This is a genomic window from Saccharopolyspora kobensis, from assembly GCF_900108315.1.
Taxonomy (GTDB): Bacteria; Actinomycetota; Actinomycetes; order Mycobacteriales; family Pseudonocardiaceae; genus Saccharopolyspora; species Saccharopolyspora kobensis.
Window position 1 is genome coordinate 119423 of the sequence record NZ_FNVB01000013.1, and the last position, 6686, is coordinate 126108.

Genomic DNA, 6686 nt, shown 5'->3' on the forward strand with positions numbered 1-6686 from the left:
ACCCACCACCCGCACGTCCACGTGTCCGAGGTGAGGAAGGGAACCTTCCTGTCATCGGCATGCCCGATGACGTGAGGATGGGAACCTTCCTGTCAGCCACGGCTTGGGTGCCCACGCGTCTGCTGTGAGCATGGGAACCTTCCTGTCATCCGCTTGCCCGCGAAGGCCGCGGACAGCGGAGCGGAGCTCGCACCACGCGAAGCGGTGCGAACCCCGCTCGACAAGGACGGCTCTACTCGATCTCGGTGATCGCGCTCTTGGCCTGCTGGCCGCGGTCGGTGGGCGGGATCCGGTCGTAGTCGGCCGGGTCGAGGTTGTTGACCTGCCCGCTCGCGACGGACGAGAGGATCCCGTCGAGGCCGATGTAGACCGCGCGGGTCAGCATCCCCCGGTGCTGCTCACCGAGGTTCTGGGTCTGGCCGCGAACCTCGAACAGCACCGCGCCGCTGCCGTTGAGCTGGAACGAACCCAGACCCGTGCCGGGCAGGTTGGTGTCCTGCGGGTAGAGCGTGATGTTGCCGAAGTCGGGGTTCTGGTTGGCCGCCGCCTGCAGCGCGTTGTAGGCGGCCACGTTGAGCTGCTTGGAGTACTCGGGCCGGAAGGTGTCGGCGAACTCGGCGTACGCCGCGCCCTCGGGAGTGGACGGGTCGGCGACGAACTTGCCGGACAGGCTCATCGTCACGAAGCGGTCAGTGCCCGGAACCGTGTAGCAGGCGCCCTGGTGGTGCAGGTCGATGTAGGTGTCGACGGTCCCGAACTCGTCGCGCAGCGACCGGTACACGTCGCGCACCGTCTGCGTTTCGGGGCTGATGAACCAACCCGGCTTGTCGCTGGCGCCGGGGAAGTCCTGCGGCTGCGGCTGGTAGTCGAGGTTCGGGTTGTAGTCGCGGTTGACGTCGAAGCCGGGGCGCTGCGAGTAGTCGTCGCCCTGCCGCGGCTCCGTGTAGTAGTTCCACGGGGCCTGTGCGGTCGCCAGCTGCGGGAAGCGCGCCTGAGCTTCCTCCCACGTCATGTCGTTGCCGCGCCGGTCCAGCGCCCCGGCATCGGGGTTGATCTTCGGCATGGCCACCACGGTCAGCTGCTCGCGGATCTTCCTGGCGTGCGCGGAGTTCGAAGTGCCCAGGTAGTCGATGAGGTCCAGCGCCGCGTCCGGGCCGGTCTTCTCGTTGCCGTGGATCTCCGCGGTGATCAGCACCACCTTCGGGCCCGTGCCGACCCGAGCCAGCAGCATGTCGCGGCCCCGGTTGGATTCGCCGACCTTCTCCACCGCGACCCGGCCCGCGCTGACGCGCTCGATCCGGTCGAGCTCGACCAGGAGCTCGTCGTAGCTGGTGAACTCCGAGATCGGGTTCTCCCGCGGTTCCTCGCTGCACGGCGGCGGCGCTGCCGAGCTCAGCGGTGCGGTGGTCGTCGCGGGGACGAACGCCGCACCCGCGACCACGGCGGCCAGTGCCAGTACTCGCATCCGGTGCATCCAGAACTCCTTGCCGTTGCTGGGACGGCCCCAGCCAAACCGATCGCGATCAAAGCCACAATCGGCCAGCAGTGGACATCCCGGGCGTTGAGCGGGGATGGACAGACGACGTGGTTCAGGCCTATCAAGTAGCGGTGCGAGCCTCGGTCGAACCACGTGAGCGGAAGAGAACGCCCCTGCAGCACACCTCGTTCCGGTTGCTGCTGGTGGCAACGGTGGGTGGCTTCGCCGGGTACATCCTGCTGATGCCGGTGCTGCCGCTGTGGGCGGTGGTGGGTGGCGCGGGTGAGATCGCGGCCGGCGCCACCAACGCCGTCTTCATGCTGGTGACGGTGATCACACAGCTCTGCATGCCGTGGTTGCTCAAGCGCATCGACCACCGGATCGCCTTCGGATTGGGCACGATCCTGATCGGTCTGCCCACCCCGCTCTACGCACTGTCCAGCGACCTCTGGTTGTTGCTCGCGGTGTCGAGCGTGCGGGGCATCGGCTTCGGGCTGCTGACCGTGACCGGTGCCGCGCTCGTGGCGGAACTCGTCCCGGTCGAGCAGCGCGGCCGGGCGGCGGCCTTGTACGGGCTGTCGATCGGGTTGCCGAACGTGATCTTCCTGCCGGTGGGGGTCTGGTTGACCCAGCAGATCGGATTCACCCCGCTGTTCTGGATCGCGGGTGTGCTCCCGGTTGCTGCCACGACCGTGCTGTTCGGCATGTCCCGCGTGCAGGCCCGCGAACCCGCGGGCAAGGCGAGTGCCATGACCTTCCCCCTCGCGCTGCTGCCGTCCTGGACGGTCATGACCGCGGTGGCGGTCGGCGCCGGGGGCATCCTGGCCTTCCTGCCGCTGGCCATCGGCGAGTCGGTTGCCCCGGCAGCGCTGATGACCTTCGGCGCCGCGACGATGCTCGGTCGCTGGGGAGCGGGCCAGCTCGGCGACCGGATCGGCCAGCACCGCATCCTGGTCCCGTCAGTGCTGCTGGCGGGGCTCGGTGCCGGACTGCTCGCGGTGGCGGCGTGGGGCGCGGACCCGATCGCCCTGCTCGGCGCGGTGGCGTTCGGCTGCGGCTTCGGCGCGGTGCAGAACACGACCCTGGTCATGATGTTCGAGCGGACATCGTCCGGCGTGGCCAGCACGGCCTGGAACATCGCCTACGACGCGGGCCAGGGACTCGGCTCGCTCGGCTTCGGCATCCTGATCGCCCTGTCCGGCTATCCCCTCACCTTCGTGATCATGGCCGTGCTCATCGGTGCCTGCGCGCCGCTTGCCTTCGGCCGCCGGCGTGGTTGAGAGGATGGGAACCTTCCTGTCACCGACCGCCGCACCGCCAGGCTGCGAGCATGGGAACTTTCCTGTCACCTGCATCCGCCGGGCGCGTGCTGCGAGCATGGGAACCTTCCTGTCACCCCGCCCCAGCCAGCAGCGGTGTGATTGCCAACACACCCGCCGCGACGTCCCGAGGCGGCGGCGCAGGGAGCGGTCCGGTGCCGTGAGCGGTGCGTGACGACGCCGGAGGTTCCGCCCGGGCGCGAGCGCCTAGAATGCGAAGTGTGTTCCGCAGCCTCTTGACCCCGCGCTGGCTGCTTCTGCACGTGCTGTTCATCGCGGCCACGATCACCACCGGCTTCCTGGCCGTGTGGCAGTGGGACCGCGCGCACGAGGCCGGCGGGAGTTTCCAGAACCTCGGCTATGCGCTGCAGTGGCCGCTGTTCGGCGCGTTCACGATCTTCCTGTGGATCCGCGTGGCTCGCATGGATCTGAGCCGGGAGCGGGAGGAGGCCGCGCCGGAGGCGGACGCGTCCGCTGAGCAGGTGGTGGAGCAGCCGGAAGTGCGCCGGAAGCGGCCGCTGGTGCCGCCGCCGGCGCCGCGCGTCGACCCTGATGAGGATCCGGAGCTCGCCGAGTACAACAGGTACCTGGCCGAGCTCAACGATGCCGACCGGCGCGCTAGTTGAACGTGATGTTGCCGTTGAACTCGCGGGTCTGAACCAGGTTCTTCACCTGCCCGTGGTTGAGGTTGACCACGCCGCCTTTGACGGCCGAGATCGCGTTGTGCACTTCAGCGCCCTCGGCGCGCAGCTGTTCGGCGAACTCGGCATCCTCCGCGCACACCTGGTCCAGCCGTTCGGCGAGCGCGGTGATCTGCGGCTGGTCGGCGCTCTGCTCGGCGGCTTCGAGTGCGGCCTTCGTCTCAGGATCGCGCTCCGACCTTCGCTGGATGAGTTCTCGGACCTTCGTCAACGCGGCCTTCCCGGCCGCACCCAGGGCTGTCGCCGCTTGCCCGGCGAGCGCGGTGGCCAGCGAATCCAGGAATGGATCGGTCATTTCTCCTCCACGCGATCGGCTTGGCTGATCACCAAGTGTAGTGATCCCGATCGTCACAGTGGTCGTGTTCGGGTCCGCTGGGCCGTTCGGTGCATCGTCGGCCGGAACTGCGGATGTGATATCAACGAATTGGCTGGCAGTGCAGAGGAGCAGGTGTCGGATGGGGCCGCTGTTGCGGTCGTCGACGGGATGCTCTCCGGCCGGCCGGTGAACCGTGAGGCGGATTCCAGGTGGGCGCTTCGACCGGCGGTCGGTGGTCGAGCCGGGTGGACACTTGATGATTGGGGCAGGCGTGCGCAGCGGCGTGCTGTTGAAGATGTTCGGGTTGTGCGTCCTGGCCGGCGTACTGGTGGCGGCGTTACTGCTGCCGATGGCGACCGGGGCCGGGGCGATGGTCAACCAGACGACCGACGCCATGTCCAAAATGTCGAGTTCCCTTGCGCGGCAGGACATGCCGCAGGTCTCGACGGTCACCGACAAGGACGGCGCGCCGATCGCCTACTTCTTCGACGACTACCGCGTCGAAACCCGATCCGATGAGATCTCCGAGTACATGAAAGCGGCGATCACCGCGGTCGAGGACAAGCGCTTCTGGGACCACGGCGGCGTCGACTGGCACGGCACGATGCGCGCGTTGGCGACCAACCTCAGCAGCGGTGAAGCGTCGCAGGGCGCATCGACCATCACGCAGCAGTACGTGAAGAACTACCTCGTGCACGTGGTCGCCGGCTCGGACAACCCGATCGAGGCCGAGAAGGCCAAGGAGACGACGATCGCGCGGAAGCTCCGCGAAGCCAAGATCGCCGTCGAGCTCGAGCGCACCATGACCAAGGAGGAGATCCTCACCGGATACCTCAACGTGGTGCCCTTCGGCAACCAGACCTTCGGCGTGGGCGCGGCCTCGCAGACCTACTTCGGCACCACGCCGGACAAGCTGACCATCGCCCAGTCCGCGCTGCTCGCCGCGATCGTCAACGCGCCGGGATCGCTGAACCCCAACAGCAACCCCGAAGACGCGAAGCGGCGGCGCGACCTCGTCATCGACCTGATGACGGACCCCACCAACAACAAGTTCATCACCAAGGAAGACGCCGAGCGAGCCAAGCAGGAGCCGCTCAACACGCTGTCCCCGCTGGGCCGCCCGCCGAACGGCTGCGTCGGCGTCGGCGACGGCACCACCGACGGCTTCTTCTGCACCTACGTCGTCGACTACCTCGACAACCTCGGCATCGACCGGAAGATGCTGAAGACCGGCGGCTACACCATCCGCACCACGCTCGACCGCAAGTCCACCGAAGCGGCCAAGGCCGCCGCGGAAGCCCAGGTGCCCACCCAGACCGAAGGCATCGCCAACGCCATGGCGGTCGTCGAGCCGGGCCAGGAGAAGCACAAGGTGCGGGCGCTGGTCGCCAACCGGGACTTCGGCAACGACGCCAGCAAGGGGCAGACCGCTTACGACATCGTGAGCCGGGTGCAGCCGTTCGGTGCGGGCTCGGTCTACAAGGTGTTCACCGCTGCCGCTGCGATCGAGCAGGGCATGAGCATCCACGACGTGATCGACGTGCCGGCCTCGTACACCTCCCGCGTCTACCGCAACGGCAACGCGCCGTACACGGTCAGCAACGCCGACGGTGTGACGCCAGGGCCGCGAACGCTGCAGATGGCGCTCGCGACTTCGCCCAACACGGCGTTCGTGGCGCTCTCCGAACGTGCCGGTCTCGACAACGTCGTCGACATGGCCGCCCGCCTCGGACTGCGTCGCGGGATGAACGGCGTGAACACCAGCGGCCAGATCCTGAAGTCTGACGGTTCCAACGGGCCGTCCCAGGCGGAAGCGATCAAGAACGGCAACCGCGGAGCGTTCACTCTCGGCTACACCCCGACCAGCGTCCTCGAGCTCTCCAACGTCGGAGCGACGATCATGAGCGGCGGCATGTACTGCCCGCCGACCCCGATCGAGGAGATCAAGGACCGGCTGGGCAACCCGGTGCCGCTCAAGGAGGCGAAGTGCGAGCGAGCAGTGTCCCCGGAGGTCGCGGCGGCGCTGGCGCAGGGCATGAGCAAGGACGACACCGACGGCACCTCCCGGATGGCCGCGCAGGAGGCCGGCTGGACGCGGCCGATGATCGGCAAGACGGGAACCACGCAGGCGCACCAGTCGGCGGCGTTCCTCGCAGCCACCCCGCAGATGTCGGGTGCGGTCCTCACCTACTCGGACGGCCGCATCCCGCAGGGCATCTGCGACGGCGGTGGTAACGAGCCGCCGCGCCTCTGCGGCAAGAACGGCGGCAACATCTACGGCGGCAAGGTGCCGGCCAGAACGTGGTTCGCGGCGATGAACCGGATCCACGAAGGCCTACCGGTGGCCCCGCTGCCGTAGTCGGTTCTGGTGTCGTAAACGTCGACCAGCCCGTGCTCGTCCAAATGGGTGAGCACGGGCTTTCGCTTTCTGGTCTTCGGCAGAAGGCGGATGGGCAAATCTCGAATCCGGTCGCGGAACGCGGTTCTTCTGGAACTTGGTGTTTTCTGGCCGCCTGATTTCGGTACCGCCGAGCGGGTTTATTCTGGGTTTGTGGAGTGGCTTTCGTTACGCTTGTGGGTCTGAGCGATTAGCTCTAGCCTCAAGATGGTTGGGGCGGGTTCGTCGACAGATTCGCATCCTCGTCGAACCCGAAGTGCTGCGGTCTCATGTTTTTCCGTTCAGGATGGTTCCTGATTTCGGGCGGTGGGCCATGATCTTCAGCTTGGTGGAGCCGGGTATTGCGTTGGCGGCGTTGCTGGTGGGTGTTGCGCTGGCGCCAATCAAGCGCGTGGTCGCGAGAGTCGTTTTCCTCGCTGTCTATCTTGCAGTGCTGGCCGCGCCGTTCACCTGGCTTGTGGTGGAAGGCGCGGAC

Annotated in this window: 6 protein-coding genes; 4 read left to right on the forward strand and 2 right to left on the reverse strand. The window is 67.4% G+C overall.

Going from position 1 to position 6686, the window contains the following annotated elements; genetic code table 11:
- Window positions 1-232: 232 nt before the first annotated feature.
- Window positions 233-1474 carry a M14 family zinc carboxypeptidase gene (locus C4T78_RS33065; RefSeq protein ID WP_177247753.1) on the reverse strand — a complete coding sequence of 414 codons (1242 nt, stop codon included), beginning with the start codon at window positions 1472-1474 and terminating at the stop codon, window positions 233-235.
- A gap of 206 nt (window positions 1475-1680) precedes the next feature.
- On the opposite strand from C4T78_RS33065, the gene C4T78_RS33070 reads away from it, so the two are divergent.
- The gene (locus C4T78_RS33070; protein WP_235863785.1) at window positions 1681-2757 is read left to right on the forward strand and encodes an MFS transporter; all 1077 of its coding nucleotides are present in this window, start codon (window positions 1681-1683) and stop codon (window positions 2755-2757) included.
- Between the two features lie 260 nt (window positions 2758-3017).
- Window positions 3018-3422 carry a hypothetical protein gene (locus C4T78_RS33075; RefSeq protein WP_093157817.1) on the forward strand — a complete coding sequence of 135 codons (405 nt, stop codon included), beginning with the start codon at window positions 3018-3020 and terminating at the stop codon, window positions 3420-3422.
- Here the strand turns inward: C4T78_RS33075 and C4T78_RS37210 are convergent.
- Window positions 3415-4266, reverse strand: a complete 852-nt coding sequence (locus tag C4T78_RS37210) for a hypothetical protein (RefSeq protein ID WP_235863787.1) — start codon at window positions 4264-4266, stop codon at window positions 3415-3417. The two genes, C4T78_RS33075 and C4T78_RS37210, sit on opposite strands and share 8 nt — an antisense overlap.
- Between C4T78_RS37210 and C4T78_RS33085 the strand changes: the two genes are divergently transcribed.
- Window positions 4217-6172, forward strand: coding sequence for a transglycosylase domain-containing protein (locus C4T78_RS33085; protein WP_235863788.1), 1956 nt, complete (start codon window positions 4217-4219; stop codon window positions 6170-6172). The genes C4T78_RS37210 and C4T78_RS33085 overlap by 50 nt on opposite strands.
- A 250-nt stretch (window positions 6173-6422) precedes the next feature.
- On the forward strand, window positions 6423-6686 hold a 264-nt coding region (locus C4T78_RS36220; protein WP_146075837.1), incomplete at its 3' end, for a hypothetical protein.

Coding starts and splice junctions, on each gene's coding strand:
- C4T78_RS33065 (WP_177247753.1), bottom strand. CDS start 1,474: ATGCACCGGATGCGAGTACTGGCACTGGCCGCCGTGGTCGCGGGTGCG.
- C4T78_RS33085 (WP_235863788.1), top strand. CDS start 4,217: ATGTCGAGTTCCCTTGCGCGGCAGGACATGCCGCAGGTCTCGACGGTC.